This window comes from Leclercia sp. 119287 (assembly GCF_009734485.1).
Lineage (GTDB): Bacteria > Pseudomonadota > Gammaproteobacteria > Enterobacterales > Enterobacteriaceae > Enterobacter > Enterobacter adecarboxylatus_C.
On record NZ_CP046445.1, the window covers coordinates 143,809 to 163,397 of the forward strand.

The 19,589-nt window shown below is 56.9% G+C and carries 17 protein-coding genes; 8 read left to right on the plus strand and 9 right to left on the minus strand.

Features of this window, described 5'->3' with window-relative positions; genetic code table 11:
• Positions 1-12: 12 nt before the first annotated feature.
• The 3 genes from xylH to xylF all read right to left on the minus strand — a co-directional run bounded on the left by xylH (position 13) and on the right by xylF (position 3,777).
• Positions 13-1,194, minus strand: a complete 1,182-nt coding sequence (gene xylH / locus GNG27_RS00700; protein ID WP_142487774.1) for a xylose ABC transporter permease XylH — start codon at positions 1,192-1,194, stop codon at positions 13-15.
• Positions 1,172-2,713, minus strand: a complete 1,542-nt coding sequence (locus GNG27_RS00705; protein ID WP_142487775.1) for a xylose ABC transporter ATP-binding protein — start codon at positions 2,711-2,713, stop codon at positions 1,172-1,174. Before GNG27_RS00705 ends, xylH begins: the two co-directional genes overlap by 23 nt.
• Before the next feature lie 71 nt (positions 2,714-2,784).
• Entirely contained in the window at positions 2,785-3,777 is a 993-nt protein-coding gene (xylF, locus tag GNG27_RS00710; protein WP_142487776.1) for a D-xylose ABC transporter substrate-binding protein, read from the minus strand.
• Between the two features lie 370 nt (positions 3,778-4,147).
• On the opposite strand from xylF, the gene xylA reads away from it, so the two are divergent.
• Together xylA and xylB are read left to right on the plus strand one after the other, a co-directional pair.
• Positions 4,148-5,470, plus strand: a complete 1,323-nt coding sequence (gene xylA, locus GNG27_RS00715; RefSeq protein ID WP_142487777.1) for a xylose isomerase — start codon at positions 4,148-4,150, stop codon at positions 5,468-5,470.
• A 58-nt stretch (positions 5,471-5,528) separates the two neighbouring features.
• Positions 5,529-6,983 (plus strand): xylulokinase, encoded by a 1,455-nt coding sequence (xylB, locus tag GNG27_RS00720; RefSeq protein ID WP_156262658.1) that lies wholly within the window; start codon positions 5,529-5,531, stop codon positions 6,981-6,983.
• 79 nt (positions 6,984-7,062) lie between these two features.
• On the opposite strand, the gene GNG27_RS00725 is transcribed toward xylB, so the two are convergent.
• On the minus strand, positions 7,063-8,058 hold the full coding sequence (locus GNG27_RS00725; protein WP_156262659.1) for an acyltransferase: 996 nt from the start codon (positions 8,056-8,058) through the stop codon (positions 7,063-7,065).
• 189 nt (positions 8,059-8,247) lie between these two features.
• Between GNG27_RS00725 and GNG27_RS00730 the strand changes: the two genes are divergently transcribed.
• The 4 genes from GNG27_RS00730 (at position 8,248) to GNG27_RS00745 (ending at position 13,569) form a co-directional block, all read left to right on the plus strand.
• Positions 8,248-8,544, plus strand: a complete 297-nt coding sequence (locus tag GNG27_RS00730; protein ID WP_370462902.1) for a YsaB family lipoprotein — start codon at positions 8,248-8,250, stop codon at positions 8,542-8,544.
• Positions 8,545-8,703: 159 nt separating this feature from the next.
• Entirely contained in the window at positions 8,704-9,615 is a 912-nt protein-coding gene (gene glyQ / locus GNG27_RS00735; protein ID WP_003860141.1) for a glycine--tRNA ligase subunit alpha, read from the plus strand.
• Positions 9,616-9,624: 9 nt separating this feature from the next.
• Positions 9,625-11,694 (plus strand): glycine--tRNA ligase subunit beta, encoded by a 2,070-nt coding sequence (gene glyS, locus GNG27_RS00740; protein ID WP_142487781.1) that lies wholly within the window; start codon positions 9,625-9,627, stop codon positions 11,692-11,694.
• Between the two features lie 255 nt (positions 11,695-11,949).
• Positions 11,950-13,569 carry an ATP-binding cassette domain-containing protein gene (locus GNG27_RS00745; RefSeq protein ID WP_156262660.1) on the plus strand — a complete coding sequence of 540 codons (1,620 nt, stop codon included), beginning with the start codon at positions 11,950-11,952 and terminating at the stop codon, positions 13,567-13,569.
• Between the two features lie 41 nt (positions 13,570-13,610).
• Here the strand turns inward: GNG27_RS00745 and GNG27_RS00750 are convergent, their stop codons facing one another.
• On the minus strand, positions 13,611-13,901 hold the full coding sequence (locus tag GNG27_RS00750) for an HTH-type transcriptional regulator (protein ID WP_142487783.1): 291 nt from the start codon (positions 13,899-13,901) through the stop codon (positions 13,611-13,613).
• Positions 13,902-14,232: 331 nt separating this feature from the next.
• Here GNG27_RS00750 and GNG27_RS00755 point away from each other — a divergent pair, with 331 nt between their 5' ends.
• Positions 14,233-14,943 (plus strand): DUF3053 domain-containing protein, encoded by a 711-nt coding sequence (locus GNG27_RS00755; protein WP_142487784.1) that lies wholly within the window; start codon positions 14,233-14,235, stop codon positions 14,941-14,943.
• A gap of 269 nt (positions 14,944-15,212) precedes the next feature.
• The gene (cspA, locus tag GNG27_RS00760; RefSeq protein WP_032615822.1) at positions 15,213-15,425 is read left to right on the plus strand and encodes an RNA chaperone/antiterminator CspA; all 213 of its coding nucleotides are present in this window, start codon (positions 15,213-15,215) and stop codon (positions 15,423-15,425) included.
• 55 nt (positions 15,426-15,480) lie between these two features.
• On the opposite strand, the gene ghrB is transcribed toward cspA, so the two are convergent.
• From ghrB to GNG27_RS00780, 4 genes are all read right to left on the minus strand, one after another.
• Complete coding sequence (gene ghrB / locus GNG27_RS00765) at positions 15,481-16,455, minus strand: glyoxylate/hydroxypyruvate reductase GhrB (RefSeq protein ID WP_156262661.1); 975 nt, start codon at positions 16,453-16,455, stop codon at positions 15,481-15,483.
• A 27-nt stretch (positions 16,456-16,482) separates the two neighbouring features.
• Positions 16,483-17,763, minus strand: coding sequence for an MFS transporter (locus GNG27_RS00770; protein WP_142487786.1), 1,281 nt, complete (start codon positions 17,761-17,763; stop codon positions 16,483-16,485).
• A gap of 76 nt (positions 17,764-17,839) precedes the next feature.
• The gene (locus tag GNG27_RS00775) at positions 17,840-18,778 is read right to left on the minus strand and encodes a sugar kinase (protein ID WP_156262662.1); all 939 of its coding nucleotides are present in this window, start codon (positions 18,776-18,778) and stop codon (positions 17,840-17,842) included.
• Positions 18,779-18,782: 4 nt separating this feature from the next.
• A complete protein-coding gene (locus tag GNG27_RS00780) occupies positions 18,783-19,532 on the minus strand; it encodes a sugar phosphate isomerase/epimerase (protein WP_142487788.1) in 750 nt (249 codons plus the stop codon).
• Positions 19,533-19,589 lie beyond the last annotated feature (57 nt).

A 19,589-nucleotide genomic window follows, 5' to 3' on the forward strand; every position in this document is an offset into this window, starting at 1 on the left:
GATAAAGCATCCTCAGGCGCGCCTTTTGGTCGCGGAATCCATCCATACTGCCAGCAACAGAATGGCACCCTTAACGATATACTGCCAGAATGTCGGGACGTCCATCATACTCATTCCGTTATCCAGCGACGCCATAATAAAGGCACCCATCACCGCCCCGGCGACGCTGCCGATCCCGCCCGCCAGACTGGTTCCGCCAATGACGCAGGCAGCGATGGCGTCGAGTTCGGCAATGTTCCCTGCCGACGGCGAGCCTGCCCCCAGGCGCGAGCTTAAGATCAGACCCGCCACGGCGACCATCAGGCCATTAATGGCAAAGACCGCGAGCTTGGTGCGCTCAACGTTGATGCCGGACAGGCGCGCGGCTTCGAGGTTGCCGCCGATGGCATAAATGCGCCGACCAAAGGCGGTGCGGGTGGCCATAAACATCCCGGCCAGCAGCAGCAGAACCAGCAGCAGCACCGGCGTCGGCACGCCGCGATAGTCGTTCAGCAGCCAGATCGCCCCGAGGACAATCACCGCCGTCAGCGCCTGGCGTCCGACCACCGAGGTGGATGGCGCCGTGGCTAACCCTAAGGACTGACGACGCATTCTGCTCCGCCACTGCCAGGCAACAAACGCCATCAGGCCAATTGCGCCGAGGCTAAAACCGACCCCGCTGGAGAGATAGCTCTGACCAATCTGCGACATGGAGGCGCTGGTGGGAGAGACGGTGGTGCCGTTGGTCACGCCAATCAGAATGCCGCGGAAGGCCAGCATCCCCGCCAGGGTGACGATAAACGACGGCACTTTACGATAGGCCACCCACCAGCCGTTCCAGGTGCCGAGGAGTAAACCGAGCAGCAGGGTAACCACGATGGTGAGCGGCAGCGGCCAGCCCAGCCAGACGTCGAAAATCGCCGCCAGGCCGCCGAGCAGGCCCATCATCGAACCTACGGAGAGGTCGATCTCCGCCGAGATAATCACAAACACCATCCCCACCGCCAGAATGCCGGTAATGGCGGTCTGACGCAGCAGGTTGGAGACGTTACGGGCGCTGAGATACGAGCCGTCAGTGGTCCAGGTAAAGAACAGCATGATCGCTACAATGGCGGCAATCATGACAAAGACCTGCAGATTAAGCGCTTTCAACCCTGAAAACAGACCCGGTGCGGGCGCCGTGGCTTTTAATTCAGATGGATTGCTTTTCGACATGGCGTTCGCTCCTTAATGCGGCTTCCATCACCTGTTCCTGCGTCAGGTTCTGGTTGTTCAGGTTGGCTTTCAGTTTTCCTTCGTGCATCACCAGCACCCGGTCGCTCAGACCCAGCACTTCAGGCAGCTCTGACGAAATCACAATTACGGCAATACCCTGCTGAACCAGCTGGTTGATCAGCTTGTAGATTTCGTATTTCGCACCGATATCAATCCCGCGGGTGGGTTCATCAAGGATCAGGATGCGCGGGTTGAGCAACAGGCAGCGGGCAAGAATGGCCTTCTGCTGATTGCCGCCGCTAAGACGACCAATGGCGAGGTCCGGGGAAGACGTTTTGACCTTCAGCCGTTGAAGGGACTGCAGAATGCAGTGCTGCTCGGCGGCGTCATCAAGGCTGCTTAGCTTTCCGCTGAACTGATCTAAGGCGGCGAGGGTGATATTTTTACCTACCGCCATCACCGGCACGATGCCGTCTTTCTTACGATCTTCCGGCACCATCGCGATGCCGTGGGCAATCGCCTGCTGACAGTTTTTGATATCGACCGGCTGCCCGTCAATAAAGATACGGCCTTCCCAGCGACCGGGCCAGACGCCGAACAGACACTGCACGGCCTCGGTACGCCCGGCGCCGACCAGCCCGGCTATGCCAAGAATTTCACCGCGATGCAGCGAGAAGGAGACGTCGTTCACCCGTTTGATATGACGATTGATCGGATGCCAGGCGGTGAGATGCTCCACGCGTAGCACCTCCTCCCCGAGGGTATGCGGTTCATTTGGGTAGAGCGCAGTGAGCTCCCGGCCCACCATCATAGTAATGATGTCATCCTCGCTCATTCCCTGCGCTTCGCGGGTGCCGATATGCTGCCCGTCGCGAATGACGCAGACCGTGTCCGAAATAGCTTTCACTTCGTTGAGCTTGTGGGAGATGTAAATGCAGGCAATACCGTGGTTTTGCAGGTCACGAATGATGTCCAGCAATACCGCGGTTTCCTGTTCCGTCAGCGAAGCGGTCGGTTCATCGAGGATCAGCAGGCGCACCTGTTTGTTGAGCGCTTTGGCGATCTCCACCAGCTGCTGTTGCCCCAAACCTAACTCGCCCACCCGGGTATCGGGAGAGATCGCCAGGCTCACCTGTGCCAGCAGCTTTTCGCAGCGCAGGGTCATGGTGTCGTAATCCAGCACCCCGTGACGGGCGATCTCGGCGCCGAGGAAGATGTTCTCCAGCACGGTGAGGTGCTTCACCAGCGCCAGCTCCTGGTGAATGATGGCGATGCCTTTACGTTCGGTATCGCGGATGTGCGTGGCCTGCAGGGCTTCGCCGGAAAAAATAATTTCGCCGTCATAGCTGCCGTGGGGGTAAATGCCGCACAGCACTTTCATTAACGTCGATTTGCCGGAGCCATTTTCACCGCACAGCGAGACGATCTCGCCGGGATTTAAACGCAGACTGACGTTGTCCACGGCCTTCACCGCGCCAAACGCCTTAGTGATGCTTTTCATTTCAAGGAGATAAGACATAACTGCCCCACATGACCCGAAGGAAAACAGTGCAAGTCGATGCGCCCCCGCTAGGCAGGGGCGATGATGGACTACAGTTCGCTTTTTTTATGGAAACCGTCTTTCACAACGGTGGCGTCAATGTTCTCTTTATTGACTTCGATAGGGGTTAACAGTCGGGACGGCACATCTTTCAGGCCATTGTTTAAGCTGGTGTCGGCTTTAGGCTGCTGGTCATTGCCCAGCTCAACGGCAATTTCTGCGGCGGTGGTGGCCAGCTCGGTGATCGGTTTATACACCGTCATGGTCTGGGTGCCGGCCACAATGCGTTTCACCCCGGCCAGGTCTGCATCCTGCCCGGAGATCGCCACTTTTCCGGCCAGCCCCTGAGCGCTGAGCGCCTGAATTGCGCCGCCAGCGGTGGCATCGTTAGACGCGACCACGGCGTCAATTTTGTTATTGTTGGCAGTTAAGGCGTTTTCCATAATTTTCAGTGCGTTTTCTGGCAGCCAGCCATCTGCCCACTGGTCGCCAACCACTTTGATTTTGCCTTCGTCAATGTACGGCTTCAGCACTTTCATCTGCCCGGCGCGGAATAATTTGGCGTTGTTGTCTACTGGCGAGCCGCCCATCAGGAAATAGTTCCCCTGTGGCACTTTCGCTACCAGGCTTTGCGCCTGTAATTCACCGACTTTTTCATTGTCGAAGGAAATATAATAATCGATGTCGGCGTTATTAATCATGCGGTCATAGGCCAATACTTTAATGCCCTCGCGTTTGGCTTCTTTTACCACGTTACTTAAAACCTGACCGTTATAGGGAATAATAACCAGCACATCGACGCCGCGGTTAATCATATTTTCGATTTGCGACATTTGGGTTTCTTCATTGCCATTGGCAGACTGGACAAAAACTTTTGCTCCTAATGCTTCTGCCTTATTGACAAAAATATCGCGATCTTTTTGCCAGCGCTCCAGGCGGAGGTCATCGATCGCCATGCCGATTTTGACTTCTTTTGCATGACTCGCCGTACTCGCCAGCAGCAGCGATGCACAAAGAGTGAGGCACAGGTTCTTTATCTTCATAATTGTATTGCCTTTTGTAGGGTTAGGTAACTGAGATAAAAGAAACAATCATTGCAAGAGACGTAGCAAATTCTTAACGGGGAACGGCAGACTGGCAATTACAGATTTTTATCTTCTCGTTATGATATTTGGTTTATTTTCGAATTTATGACCGCGATCTTATTTTAAATTACATAACTTCTTAATTACACATGATTCTGGAATTTACGCTGTGAAATTCCTTTGACTGCAAATTGATTTTGCGAGCCAGCGCACGTTTGTGCATTCTCTCAATAGCAGTGTGAAATAACGTAATTGAGCAAGCTGCGATCACTATTCACTATTACTCCAGTATCTACTCTTCGCCGCACCCCTGATTATGGAGCTCACTATGCAAGCTTATTTCGATCAACTCGATCGCGTTCGTTATGAAGGCCCGAAATCCTCTAATCCTTTAGCGTTTCGTCATTACAACCCGGACGAGCTGGTGTTGGGTAAGCGCATGGAAGATCATTTGCGTTTCGCCGCCTGCTACTGGCATACCTTCTGCTGGAGCGGGGCCGATATGTTTGGCGTGGGCTCGTTCGATCGTCCCTGGCAGCAGCCGGGCGACGCGCTTGAGCTGGCGAAGCGCAAAGCGGACGTTGCCTTTGAATTCTTCCACAAGCTGAACGTGCCTTACTACTGCTTCCACGACGTGGACGTCTCCCCGGAAGGCGCCTCGCTGAAAGAGTACCTGAATAACTTTGCGCAGATGGTCGACGTACTGGCTGAAAAACAGCAGCAGAGCGGCGTGAAGCTGCTGTGGGGCACCGCCAACTGCTTTACCCATCCGCGCTATGGCGCAGGGGCTGCCACCAACCCGGATCCTGAAGTGTTCAGCTGGGCGGCCACCCAGGTCGTGACAGCGATGAACGCGACCCATCAGCTGGGCGGCGAAAACTACGTCCTGTGGGGCGGGCGCGAAGGCTACGAAACGCTGCTCAATACCGATTTACGCCAGGAGCGCGAGCAGATTGGCCGCTTCATGCAAATGGTGGTGGAGCATAAACACAAAATCGGTTTCCAGGGCACGCTGCTGATTGAGCCAAAACCGCAGGAGCCGACCAAGCACCAGTACGATTACGACGTGGCAACGGTGTACGGCTTCCTCAAGCAGTTCGGGCTGGAAAAAGAGATCAAAGTGAACATCGAAGCCAACCACGCGACCCTGGCCGGCCACTCGTTCCACCACGAGATCGCCTCCGCTATCGCGCTGGGCATTTTCGGCTCCGTGGATGCTAACCGCGGCGATCCGCAGCTGGGCTGGGATACCGATCAGTTCCCGGTCAGCGTGGAAGAAAACGCGCTGGTGATGTACGAAATCATTAAAGCGGGTGGGTTTACCACCGGCGGCCTGAACTTTGACGCCAAAGTGCGCCGTCAGAGTACCGATAAATACGATCTGTTCTATGGTCATATTGGGGCGATGGACACCATGGCGCTGTCGCTGAAAGTGGCCGCCCGCATGATTGAAGACGGCGAGCTGGATAAGCGCGTGGCGAAACGCTATGGCGGCTGGAACAGTGAACTGGGTCAGCAAATTTTGAAAGGCCAGTTATCGCTGACGGAACTGGCGAAGTACGCTGAACAGCATAACCTGGCGCCGCAGCACCAGAGTGGTCATCAGGAGCTGCTGGAAAATCTGGTGAATCATTACCTGTTCGACAAGTAACGGGTATCGCCGGGCGGCGCTACGCTTGCCCGGCCTACAATTTTAAGGAGCCCAGGGCATGTATATCGGGATCGATCTTGGCACATCGGGTGTGAAAGCCATTCTGTTAAATGAACAGGGCGACGTGCTGGCAGCGCAAACAGAAAAATTGCAGGTTTCACGGCCACATCCGCTCTGGTCTGAACAGGATCCTGAAGCCTGGTGGCTGGCAACGGATCGCGCTCTGAAGGCGCTTGGCGAGCAGCATTCGCTGAGGGAAGTCAAAGCCCTGGGAATTGCCGGGCAGATGCATGGCGCTACGCTGCTGGACAAGGACAACCGTGTTTTGCGTCCGGCCATTTTATGGAATGACGGCCGCTGCGGTGAAGAGTGCGCCCTGCTGGAAGAACGCGTGCCGACATCCCGGGAGATCACCGGCAACCTGATGATGCCGGGCTTTACCGCACCCAAATTGCTGTGGGTCCAGCGCCACGAGCCCGAGATTTTTAGCCAGGTGGCGAAGGTGCTGCTGCCAAAAGATTATCTGCGTCTGCGGATGACCGGCGAGTACGCCAGCGATATGTCCGATGCGGCAGGCACTATGTGGCTCGACGTCGCTAAACGCGACTGGAGCGAGACGATGCTCGACGCCTGCCATCTCACCCGCGACCATATGCCTGCTCTGTTCGAAGGCTGTGAGCAGACCGGCACGCTGCTGCCGTCGGTCGCGCAACGGTGGGATATGCCGGCCGTTCCGGTCGTGGCGGGGGGCGGTGATAACGCCGCGGGCGCGGTTGGTGTGGGGATGGCCGATGCCGGACAGGCCATGCTGTCGTTGGGCACATCCGGCGTCTACTTTGCCGTCAGCGACGGTTATCGCAGTAACCCTGACAGCGCGGTGCACAGCTTCTGCCATGCGTTACCCGGCAAATGGCATCTGATGTCGGTGATGCTCAGCGCGGCGTCGTGCCTGGACTGGGCGGCAAAACTGACCGGCTTAGGCAGCGTTCCGGCCCTGCTCGATGCTGCGCAGCAGGCCGATGAAAACGCGGGTACCCTCTGGTTCCTGCCCTATCTTTCCGGCGAGCGCACGCCGCATAACAACCCGCAGGCGAAAGGGGTGTTCTTTGGCTTAACCCATCAGCACGGTCCGGCCGAACTGGCGCGCGCGGTACTGGAAGGGGTAGGTTATGCCCTGGCTGATGGCATGGATGTAGTACATGAATGCGGACTCAAACCAACCAGCATTACGCTGATTGGCGGCGGGGCGCGTAGCCCGTACTGGCGTCAGATGCTGGCGGATATCAGCGGTCAGCAGCTGGATTACCGTACCGGTGGTGACGTCGGACCTGCTCTCGGTGCGGCGCGACTGGCGCAGATCGCGATGAATCCGGATAAACCGCTGTCGGCGCTGCTGCCACAGCTGGCGCTGGAACAGCAGCACATCCCTGATACCGCGCGTCATGTCCGCTATGCCGGGCAACGCGATGTGTTCCGCAAGATCTATCAGCAGCTTCTGCCATTGATGTCGTGAAACGTTGCCGGGTGGCGTTTCGTTTGCACAGCCTTGTAGGCCCGTGCAAGCGAAGCGCCGCCGGGCAAGCAAGCCGTGCTTAACTGACAAACCTGCGCGTATCAATCCGCTGCAACAGCATAGACAGCAGCAAACTGACCACCAGCGTGGCCGAGAATATCCAGACAATATCCAGCAGCGGCCAGCTCTTTAACTCCACGCCACGCGTGCGCAGAGCATGGATCACCAGCGCGTGAAAACCATAAATCCCCAGTGAGTTACGCGAAATTAACCCCAGCAGCGGCAGGGGGCGTGCATTGAGCGTGTTTTTCACCAGGGTAAATAATGACATCGCGCAGATAAAGACCATCGGGCCGCAGTAGAGATACCAGGTGTCGGCGAAGGTGCCGCGCCACTGCAGTTCATGCAGCGTACCGCGGGAGATGATCGCAACCGCAGCAATAAACAGCGCGGCGCAAATCCCATTCAGCCAGCGTTTACGGGTATCCATCATACCCAGAGCGCGGCCCAGCATACCGTACAGCACGTAATAGAAGGTGTCGCCGTTGATATACAGGTTGATCGGCAGCCATTCAAATCCGCCTATTTTTTGCGAGACGGTGTTGGGGTTGGCCACGATGCCGATCACGATCATCAGCGCCAGCAGCATTTTGCCGTTCGCGCTCTTCACCTGCAGCAGCGGGGAGAGCAGGTAAATGACGATAATGGCGAAGAAAAACCACAGATGATAGAACACCGGCTTTTGCAGCAGGTATTTCAGCGACAGCTCGCTGTTGATCGAAGTAAACAGCACGATATAAAGGAACGCCACGGTGCTGTAAAACAGCAGACACAGCCCGATGCGTAAAAAGTGGCGCGGTTGCGCGCTGCGCTCACCAAAAAAGAGATAGCCGGAGATCATGAAAAACAGCGGCACGCTCACGCGTGAAGCGGAGTTGAGAATATTGGCGATATCCCAGTTAACGAGGCTGACGCTTGCGGCATTGGTGATATACCAGGTCGTGGTATGGATCATCACCACCATTAAACAGGCAATTCCCCGCAGATTATCAATCCAGTTAATTTTTTCCTGCATCCATCCCTCTGTTTTCGCATTAAAAAGAGTCTGACTGTGGTATTGCTAAAGACGCTCACTGGAAAATTCTGAGTTTGCATCGCCCTGCTTGTGCCCGGGCGGTGAGATTCGCAGAATGCCGGGCCATAATCTATAAAGTTTAGAGTTTAAAAATAATAGCCACAGCACAGGGCGGTAATAAAAATGATGATGCGTGCAATGTGGATCCTGATCCCCGCGTTACTGGCCGGCTGCGCGGCTCAGGAGACGTCCCCCGCGCAAAAAGCGCAAACGAAGAAAGTCAGTCCGGTGCGTTCGCTGGACATGGAACAGCTGTGTAAGGATCGGGCGGCTCAGCGCTACAATACCGGTGCGCAAAAAATCGACGTCACCGCATTCGAACAGTTCCAGGGTAGCTATGAAATGCAGGGTTTCACTGCCCGCAATGAGAGTTTCATCTGTTCTTTTGACCCAGAAGGCCATTTTTTACATCTTTCGATGCGTTAAGGCCGTCGCGTCATGAGGTGGCTGTGTCCCGAGGGCGTTGTCAGCTATGCTTATTTCCCAATTTTCCCTAAACAACGCCGTTTCGTACTGTATATCTTGCATCCGACGGGTATACTGATCCCTTCCATTTAAAACCACACGTATCCAGCACGAAATACTATGCAAAAGTTCGATACTAAGACCTTCCAGGGCCTGATCCTGACCTTACAGGATTACTGGGCTCGTCAGGGCTGCACCATTGTTCAACCACTGGACATGGAAGTCGGCGCTGGCACCTCACACCCGATGACCAGCCTGCGCGCGCTGGGGCCAGAGCCAATGGCGACCGCTTATGTGCAGCCATCCCGTCGTCCGACCGATGGTCGCTACGGTGAAAACCCGAACCGCTTACAGCACTACTATCAGTTCCAGGTGGTCATTAAGCCATCACCGGACAATATTCAGGAGCTGTACCTTGGGTCGCTGAAAGAGCTGGGTATGGATCCAACCATTCACGACATTCGTTTCGTGGAAGATAACTGGGAAAACCCAACGCTGGGTGCCTGGGGTCTGGGCTGGGAAGTGTGGCTGAACGGTATGGAAGTGACGCAGTTCACCTACTTCCAGCAGGTGGGCGGTCTGGAATGTAAGCCGATCACCGGTGAAATCACCTACGGTCTGGAACGTCTGGCCATGTACATTCAGGGCGTAGACAGCGTTTACGACCTGGTCTGGAGCGACGGCCCGCTGGGTAAAACCACCTACGGCGACGTGTTCCATCAGAACGAAGTGGAGCAATCCACCTATAACTTCGAATACGCGGACGTGGACTTCCTGTTCACCTGCTTCGAGCAGTACGAGAAAGAAGCCCAGCAGCTGCTGGCGCTGGAGACTCCGCTGCCGCTGCCCGCCTACGAGCGTATTCTGAAGGCCGCCCACAGCTTCAACCTGCTGGACGCCCGTAAAGCGATCTCCGTGACTGAACGTCAGCGCTACATTCTGCGTATTCGTACCCTGACCAAAGCCGTTGCAGAAGCTTACTATGCGTCCCGTGAAGCCCTTGGCTTCCCGATGTGCAACCGAAACAAATAAGAGGCGGCCATGTCTGAGAAAACTTTCCTGGTGGAAATCGGCACCGAAGAGCTGCCACCAAAAGCCCTGCGCAGCCTGGCGGAGTCCTTTGCTGCGAACGTGACTGCCGAGCTGGATAACGCTGGCCTCGCACACGGTAAAATCGAATGGTTTGCTGCCCCGCGCCGCCTGGCGCTGAAAGTGGCAAACCTGGCTGCTTCCCAACCCGATCGCGAAGTTGAAAAGCGCGGCCCGGCCATTGCTCAGGCGTTCGACGCTGAAGGCAAGCCGAGCAAAGCGGCAGAAGGCTGGGCGCGTGGTTGCGGGATCACCGTTGACCAGGCCGAGCGTCTGACTACCGACAAAGGCGAATGGCTGCTGTATCGCGCCCATGTGAAGGGCGAGAGCGCAGAAGCGCTGCTGCCAAACATGATCGCCACCTCGCTGGCTAAGCTGCCGATCCCAAAACTGATGCGCTGGGGCGCAAGCGACGTCCACTTCGTGCGTCCGGTTCACACCGTGACCCTGCTGCTGGGCGACACCGTGATCCCTGCCACCATTCTGGGCGTGGCGTCCGATCGCGTGATCCGCGGCCACCGCTTTATGGGCGAGCCGGAGTTCACCATCGACAATGCCGACCAGTATCCTTCAATCCTGCTGGAGCGCGGTAAGGTCATCGCTGACTATGAACAGCGTAAAGCCCGTATTAAAGCGGACGCGGAAGAAGCGGCACGTCAGATTGGCGGTAACGCCGATCTGAGCGAAAGCCTGCTGGAAGAAGTGACCTCGCTGGTGGAATGGCCGGTGGTCCTGACCGCGAAGTTTGAAGAGAAATTCCTCGCGGTACCGGCAGAAGCGCTGGTTCACACCATGAAGGGCGACCAGAAGTACTTCCCGGTCTATGCCAATGACGGCAAACTGCTGCCGAACTTCATCTTCGTGGCCAACATTGAATCGAAAGATCCGATTCAGATTATCTCCGGTAACGAGAAAGTGGTGCGTCCGCGTCTGGCGGATGCCGAGTTCTTCTTTAATACCGACCGTAAAAAGCGTCTGGAAGATCACCTCCCGCGCCTGCAGACCGTGCTGTTCCAGCAGCAACTGGGTACGCTGCGCGACAAGACCGACCGTATCGCGGAGCTGTCCGGCTGGATCGCCCGTGAAATCGGCGCGGACGTCAACCACGCCACCCGCGCAGGCCTGCTCTCCAAGTGCGACCTGATGACCAACATGGTGTTCGAATTTACCGACACTCAGGGCGTGATGGGCATGCACTATGCGCGTCACGATGGCGAAGCGGAAGACGTAGCTGTCGCCCTGAACGAGCAGTATCAGCCGCGCTTTGCCGGTGACGATCTGCCGTCCAACCCGGTGGCCTGTGCCGTCGCGATTGCCGACAAGATGGACACCCTGGCGGGTATCTTCGGTATCGGTCAGCATCCGAAAGGCGATAAAGACCCGTTTGCGCTGCGTCGTGCTGCGCTGGGCGTGCTGCGCATCATCGTTGAGAAGAACCTCAACCTCGATCTGCAAACCCTGACTGAAGAAGCGGTGCGTCTGTACGGCGACAAGCTGACCAACGCCAACGTGGTAGATGATGTTATCGACTTTATGCTGGGCCGTTTCCGCGCCTGGTATCAGGACGAAGGTTACACCGTCGACACCATCCAGGCGGTGCTGGCGCGTCGTCCGACCCGTCCGGCTGATTTCGATGCCCGTATGAAGGCGGTTTCCCACTTCCGTACCCTGGAAGCGGCGTCTGCTCTGGCGGCGGCCAACAAGCGTGTATCCAATATTCTGGCGAAGTCCGATGAAAAGCTGAACGAGCGTGTCAACGCCGCGACGCTGAAAGAGCCGGAAGAGATCGCCCTGGCGATGCAGGTTGTGGTACTGCGCGACAAGCTGGAGCCGGTCTTCGCGGAAGGTCGCTACCAGGAAGCGCTGGTGGAGCTGGCCGAACTGCGCGACGTGATCGACGCCTTCTTCGAGAAAGTGATGGTGAACGTAGAAGATAAAGATCTGCGTATCAACCGTCTCTCGATGCTCGAAAAACTGCGCGAGCTGTTCCTGCGCGTGGCGGATATTTCCCTGCTGCAGTAATGCGCCCTTTTCCCGGCGGCGCTACGCTTGCACGGGCACCGGGAGTGCTAGAAACCCGCTTCGGCGGGTTTTTTTATGCCGTGCCGTTGAAGATTTAACCTTGAAACGGTCAACAAATTACCGTTATCCTTATCCACGTTAACTTTCTCCCCTGGAGCGCCCCCCAAAAATGAACAACCACGACTGATGAATTTCGATCCTTGCTAAACGCCACCGCGTCGGCAGGGGATGTTTTGATTTCATTCAGGAGTGCTTATGGCTCATTTTGCGCAATCCCCTTCTTTTATTTTGCATCAGGTCACCTGTCAGTTTGCGACGGGGGATACCCTTTTTGGTCCGCTGAATTTCTCGCTGGAGTCGTCGCTCTGCGCGCTGGTTGGCCGCAACGGCAGTGGTAAGACCCGTCTCCTGCGCCTGCTGGCCGGTCTGGACGAGCCCGCCAGCGGTCATATCGAACGTTTCGGCACGCATATCTATGTTGCGCAACAGCACGATATTTCTCCGCAAACCACGCTGGCCGGGCTACTTGGCTATGAGGATATCTTTGCGGCCCGGGCGCGGATCGATAGCGGTGATTACCAGCCTGACGATCTGGAGCGCCTGGAGGGTTTCTGGGATATCGCCGAACGGCTGAGCGAGGCATTCAGGGACGCGCAGCTTCCGACGTTTACACCCGACAAACCGGCTTCCGAACTGAGCGGCGGTGAGCGGATTCGCGCTCTGCTGTGCGGCGCGTTTACGGCGAATACGGATTATCTGCTGCTGGATGAACCGACCAACCACCTCGACCGACAGGGGCGGGAGTGGTTTTACGCTCAGCTTGCCCGCCATACCGGCGGCGTGCTGGTCGCATCCCACGATCGTGAGCTGCTGGCGCAGGTGCCGCGCATACTGGAACTCAGCGCTTCCGGTTTGCACAGCTATGGCGGGAATTATGCCGATTATCAGCGTCAGCGGGATGCGGAACAGCAGGCTGCCCGAGCGGCGCTGGATCATGCAACTCACGAGCGCAAACGCACCCGCACACGTCAGCAGAAAGAGCATGACGACAGCCTGCGCCGCTCGGCTAAAACCCTGCGCACGGTGGATACCCTTAATATCGCCTCGTTTGAGCGCGTGAAATATAAAGGGGCGGCAAAGGAGCGTCCAGGCGCATGGCGCAAACAGCATCACGATCAACAGGATGCGTTGAATGCTGCGGTCAATCAGGCGCGGGAGCGGGTCGAAGAGGAAAACCCGGTGATGTTTACCCTGCCGGGCAGCCAGATTGCGGAGGGCAAACAGGTGCTGGTGCTGGACGATCTGGTGCTGCCGTATGTCACGATGCTGCCGCTCACCTGGCGCATGGACGGGCCGAGGCGGGTGGCCCTGCGCGGGCCGAACGGCTGCGGGAAATCTACCCTGCTGAAAGCGATCCTCGGGGAGTGCGCGCCCGTCGCCGGGACCTGCCGCGTGTCGGTCAACACGGCGTACCTCGACCAGCATTTATCGCAGCTGGATCTGACGCTGTCGGTTATCAGCCATCTCAATCTGCACAACACGCCGCTTGAGGAGGGCGTGCTGCGCAGCCGGTTGGCGCAACTCCAGCTGGGTGCCGGGAAAGTTACGCTGCCGCTGGCAGAGCTGAGCGGCGGCGAGCGGTTAAAAGCAGCGCTTGCCTGCGTTCTGTGGCGGGAAGAAGCGACGCAGCTGTTGCTGCTTGATGAACCGACCAACCACCTGGACCTGGCCTCAACGCAGGCTATCGAGGCGGCGCTGGCAGGCTTTGCAGGCGCACTGCTGGTGGTGTCGCATGACGATCATTTTCTCAACGGGCTGAACCTGACGGATGAACTGGTATGGCTGGACGGGGAGTGGCGTGCTGAACGGCGGTGACAAAAACATAAACCCCCGCAAATGCGGGGGCAAAAACAACTTCATTCAGTCAACTGCTTGCGGAGTGCCGGGTTAGCCTGAATCAGACTCATCAGCTTCAGCTCGGTCATAGAGGGCTTCACTCTTTTCGATTCCCACTCCTGAACCATTGCTACGCTGACACCCATTGCTCGGGCGAAATCATCTGTTTTCATCCCTGTCCCTTTGCGTAAGCGCTCAAATTCCGTAAAGGGGTTAGACTTTTGCGAACGGGTCACCGTCTGCGGTACATCTTTAAAAACAATCTGTTCCAGACTGCTTAGCAGATCGAACATAGGATCTTTTAATTCCATTGAGGACTCCTCTTAAATCACACTGCGGGATCGTGAACATAGAGAGCAATTTAAGAATAGTCGCTAAAACTGACAGGAGATCGTAACGTACGTGATTAATTTTGAGAGATACGTTTCGCTCGCTTGTTTTCGGTGTGAGCACCAGTGCTAATGACTTGATTATTCAGTAGCGCAATAGCATCAGGTATATTTTTGTAAATCGTAAGAATTTATATGGCAATAGCCGTTTTACATGAAAAGGGTATCTTGCAGGCCTGACCTGGACTATTCTTGTCAGCGTCGGGCACGCCTGTGCCGGTGTGCGCTTTTTTGGGTGAAAGGAGTAATAACAATGGCGACAGGAAAGCCCTGCTCTCGCTGGTTTGCGCCGCTTGCGGCGTTATTAATGGTGGTTAGCCTGAGTGGGTGTTTCGATAAGGAAGGCGATCAGCGCAAAGCGTTTATCGATTTCCTGCAAAATACTGCGATGCGCAGTGGCGAGCGTTTGCCAACGCTGACTGCGGATCAGAAAAAACAGTTTGGTCCCTTCGTTTCCGACTATGCCATTTTGTACGGCTATTCACAGCAGGTGAATCAGGCGATGGACGCCGGTCTGCGTCCGGTGGTGGACAGCGTGAATGCGATTCGCGTCCCGCAGGACTATGTGACCCAGCGTGAGCCGCTGAGCCAGTCAAACGGCGCACTGGGTGTGCTGGGCCAGCAGCTGCAGAACGCCAAAATGCAGGCCGATGGCGCGCGCTCTGCGCTGAAACAGGGCGAAGACCTGAAACCTGTGTTCGACAAAGTGTATGAAAAGGTGGTGACCAAACCTGCCGATGCGCTGCAGCCACTCATTCCGGCCGCGCAGATCTTCACTCAGCAGCTGGTACAGGTGGCGGATTATATTTCGCAGCAGGGTACCCAGGTAAGCTTTGTCTCGAACGGCATCCAGTTCCCGACCTCGCAGCAGGCCAGCCAGTACAATACGCTGATTGGGCCGCTTGCAGCACAGCACCAGGCGTTTAGCCAGGCCTGGGGCGCGGCGATGGCCGCAACGGAATAACGTCAGACGCGCACATTTCCAGAATAAAAACCCCGCTGAAAAGCGGGTTTTTTATTCTGCCAGAAAATAAAGCTTGTCTTTGATCCCGTAACTATGTTTAATAGTCCTCGTCGGTTTGTTACACAGACCTAAAGCAGTTTAGTTAAGCAGTCCAGATGCGTTATCCTTAGATACCCTTCGTAGTGACCCTTCCTTCATCGCTTAAAAATCTGTAACACATTCCATCATCGCGCCGGAAGGCAAAACAAATTTTTAAAAAGGTAATATCTATGTCTGGTAAAATGACTGGTCTGGTAAAATGGTTCAACGCTGATAAAGGTTTCGGCTTCATCACTCCTGACGATGGCTCTAAAGACGTGTTCGTACACTTCTCTGCTATCCAGAACGATGGCTACAAATCTCTGGACGAAGGTCAGAAAGTTTCCTTCACCATCGAAAGCGGCGCTAAAGGCCCAGCAGCTGGTAACGTTGTAAGCCTGTAAGCTTCCAACTCAGCTACAAGAATTTAAAAACCCGCCTCTGGCGGGTTTTTTTCGTTCAGGGTTTGGCCTGTGGATTCACGCAGTTTTTATCGACCTTGCCCTGCAGGGCGTCGATCAGGTTGTCCACCGCACAGGCTGCCATGTTGTAGCGCGTCTCGTGCGTCGCAGAGCCAATATGTGGCAGCGCCACCACGTTAGGCAGCTTCAACAGCTCTGAGCTGGCCGGCAGCGGCTCCTGCTCGAACACGTCCAGCCCTGCGGCGTGGATCTCACCATTTTTCAGCGCTGCAATCAGCGCCTGCTCATCCACCACCGGCCCACGACCCGCATTAATAAAGATGGCGGACTTCTTCATCTTCTCAAACTGCGCTTTGCCCATCAGATGATGCGTCTCATCGGTGAGGGGCAGGATCAGGCAGACAAAGTCCGCTTCCTGCAACAGGGTATCCAGATCGCAGTGGCGGGCGTTGAAGCGCTCCTCAGCCTCTTTATGCTGGCGACGTGCGTTGTAGAGGATCGGCATATTGAAACCGAAGTGGGCGCGCTGCGCCAGCGCCAGGCCGATGCGGCCCATCCCGACGATACCCAGCGTTTTGCCGTGCACGTCGGTGCCGAACCAGTCCGGGCCGATGCTTTTGGTCCACTCCCCGGCCTTAACGCGTTCGGCCACTTCCACCACCCGACGCGCGCTGCTGAGCACCAGCGCCATCAGCGTATCGGCCACGGTTTCGGTCAGTACGGTTGGCGTGTGCATCAGCAGGACGTTACGGGCATTCAGTGCATCGACGTCGAAGTTGTCATAGCCCACCGAAATAGTGGAGGTTGCACGAAGCGCCGGCATTTTCTCCAGCAGCGCGGCATCCACTTTTTCGCTGGAGCCAAGCAGCCCGACGGCACCGGCGAACGCGTCAGCGTGTTGCTGCACCGTCTCCGGGCTCAGGTTGTTGACCCGGGTAACGGTGAAATGATCTTCAAGGCGCTGCTGTAACGCATCAGGCAGGGCTTTGTACAAAATGACGGACGGCTTCATGCTAATCTCCGTTGATTTTAAAAGGGTTCAGGCGTGGCGTGCGCCGACGGGAAGGTTCTGATTATTAGCAGGCTTAACAATTAAAGTAAGCCACACTGAGGCAAAAAGCGCCACCCCCATAAAGATGTACGAGGCCGACGGGCTGCCGGTTGCGCCATTCAGATAACCCACGAACCATGAACCAAAGAACGAGCCCAGCGCACCCATGCTGTTGATCAGCGCCATCGCGCCGCCCGCCACGTTACGCGGCAGCATTTCCGGGATGATGGCAAAGAACGGACCATAAGGGGCGTACATTGCGGCACCGGCGATCACCAGCAGCGTATAGGAAACCCAGAAGTGGTTTGCGCCCACCGCCCAGGAACCGATAAAGGCGCAGGCAGCAATTAACAGCAGCGGCCAGACGAACAGCTTACGGTTTTGCAGTTTATCCGACGCCCAGGAGACCACGATCATGGCGATGGTCGCGGCCAGATACGGCACGGATGACAGCCAGCCCACCTCGACCATACCGAGGTTATCGCCCGCGCTACGGATGATGGAAGGCAGCCACAGAACAAAACCGTAAACCCCGATGCTCCAGGTGAAGTACTGCATGCACAGCAGCACCACGTTGCGTGACCGGAAGGCTTCGCCGTAGTTGCGCACCGCTTTCAGTCCCTGCTGCTCTTTATCCAGCTGCGCCTGCAGGGCCGCTTTTTCATCTTCAGAGAGCCATTTGGCCTGTGCCGGTTTGTCTTTCACCAGCACCCACCAGCAGAAGGCCCAGATCACCGCCGGAACGCCCTCAATAATGAACATTTCGCGCCAGCCGAAGGACTGGATCAGATACCCGGAGACTACCGACATCCACAGCACCGTGACCGGGTTACCGAGAATAAGGAAGGTATTGGCGCGCGAGCGTTCGGATTTGGTAAACCAGTTGCTGATGTAGATCAGCATCGCGGGCATAACTGCCGCTTCCACCACGCCGAGAATAAAGCGAATGGCCGCCAGCGCCGGGATATTATTCACTACCCCGGTGAGTGACGCACAGGCCCCCCAGAGGATCAGGCAAACGAAGATCAGTTTGCGCACGCTGCGGCGTTCGGCGTAAATCGCGCCGGGGATCTGGAAGAAGAAATAGCCGAGGAAGAACAGGGCGCCCAGCAGCGAGGAGACGCCTTTAGTGATCCCCAGATCTTCGGTGATGCCTGCGGCGGACGCGAAGCTGAAGTTCGCGCGGTCGAGATACGCCAGGCTGTACGTGATGAACACGACAGGCATGATGTACCACCAGCGTTTTACTGCATTTGTTGCACTGTTCATAGGCTTGCCTCTGTGGTTGAGGGAGTAACCGCCGCTGTCTGTAGGGTACAGGGTGGCTTAATTATGTGGCGGGGAATTATTCCCCTAACTGTTCCCGGGTGGGTAATCCTTCGCTGTCGCCCTGAACCTGGATCGCCAGCGAGCCGATGATATTGCCGCGAGTGATAGCCTGATGGAGCGTTTTCCCCTCCAGCAGGGCGCTGACCACGCCAACGGCAAAGCCATCTCCCGCGCCGACGGTATCGACGACGTTTTCGACCTTCACCGCCGCTACGGCTCCTTGCTCACCGTTGGCGGTTTTAAACCAGGCGCCGTCGGCCCCGGTCTTCAGGATCACCGACTTCACGCCCCGGTTCAGGTAAAAATCCGCGATCCCTTCCGGCGTCTTTTCCCCGGTCAGGATCTGGCCCTCTTTCACGCCGGGTAATACCCAGTCGGCCTGGAAGGCGAGGTGGTTCAGCTTTTCCACCATCTCCGCTTCGCTTTTCCACAGCACCGGGCGCAGGTTCGGGTCGAACGAAATGGTCTTACCCGCGGCCTTCATCGCGCCCGCAGCGTGATCGAGCAACGCGTATGAGCTGGCAGACAGCGCCGCCGCCACGCCGCTCAGATGCAGATGCCTTGCCGCGGTAAACCAGATGGGGTTGAAGTCCTCTACCGACAGGTGGCTGGCCGCCGAGCCTTTGCGGAAGTACTCCACAATGGGATCGGTTCCATCCGTGACTTTCGATTTGAGCTGGAAGCCCGTCGGATACCGGTCGTCCAGGGTCACGCCTGCGGTTTCGATCCCCTCTTTTTTCAGGGTGTCGAGCACAAACTGACCGAAGCTGTCATTGCCCACGCGGCTCACCCAGCCCACCTTCAGGCCAAGGCGCGCCAGCCCGGTGGCGACATTCAGTTCGGCACCGGCAACGCGCTTGAGAAAGTGGTCGACGGCACTGAGTTCGCCGGTCTTGGTGGCGACAAACATGGCCATGGCTTCGCCAATGGTGATGACATCCAGAGCGTGCGGCATGGGATTACTCCTCGCGCAGTAAATTGACGTAGTGACGGGTGACAGCCGTCAGGTCTGGTCCTTCCAGCGGGAATTCGATTCCGCGCGGGGCGTCGGAGGGGAGCTGATCCAGCAGCGCCTGCCAGCGGGCATCGTCGTTATCCGGCGGCACGGCACGATATTGTTGCTGATGGGGAACGGCGGCTTTAACGTGGATATAGCTCACCGCAGGCGCCAGATGCTTCGCGGCCTCCTCCGGAGATTCACCTACCCACAGCCAGTTGCCCATATCAAAGGTCAGCGTGACCGGCAGATTCATCACCCGGCACGCCGCCTTGAAACGCTGCATCGGGGCCAGTTGGCCGCAGCGCGTCTGGTCGTTTTCCACCACCAGCGTCATGCCGGTTTCATCGAGCAGGACGCGCAGCGCATCGAGCTGCTGCTTATCGCTGAAGTGGCCGAGAGAGACTTTCAGCCACAGGGCGTTGAGTGTCGCGGCTTCGGCAAGGTAGCGGGGCAGCATGGGATTGAGGGTGCCGTCCGGGGTAAAGAGGGCATCGGGGGCGGAGTAGCAGGCCAGCAGACCAAGCAGTTCAATGGATCCGGCAAGCGTAGGGAGGGACGCCAGTTCGGCGTCGCTGAATAACTCCCGGCGGATCTCGACCCCGTCGGCACCCGCGCCGGCGATCACGTGCAGCATGGCGCGCTGGCCACCTGCCTCACGTACCTTGTCAGCGCCATACGCGGCGGTGACAACAATAATTTTTCTGCCCATTGGCGGACTCCATCACGTAGCTGATACTCTTTACGCTAGATGGAACCGGTTCCAAAG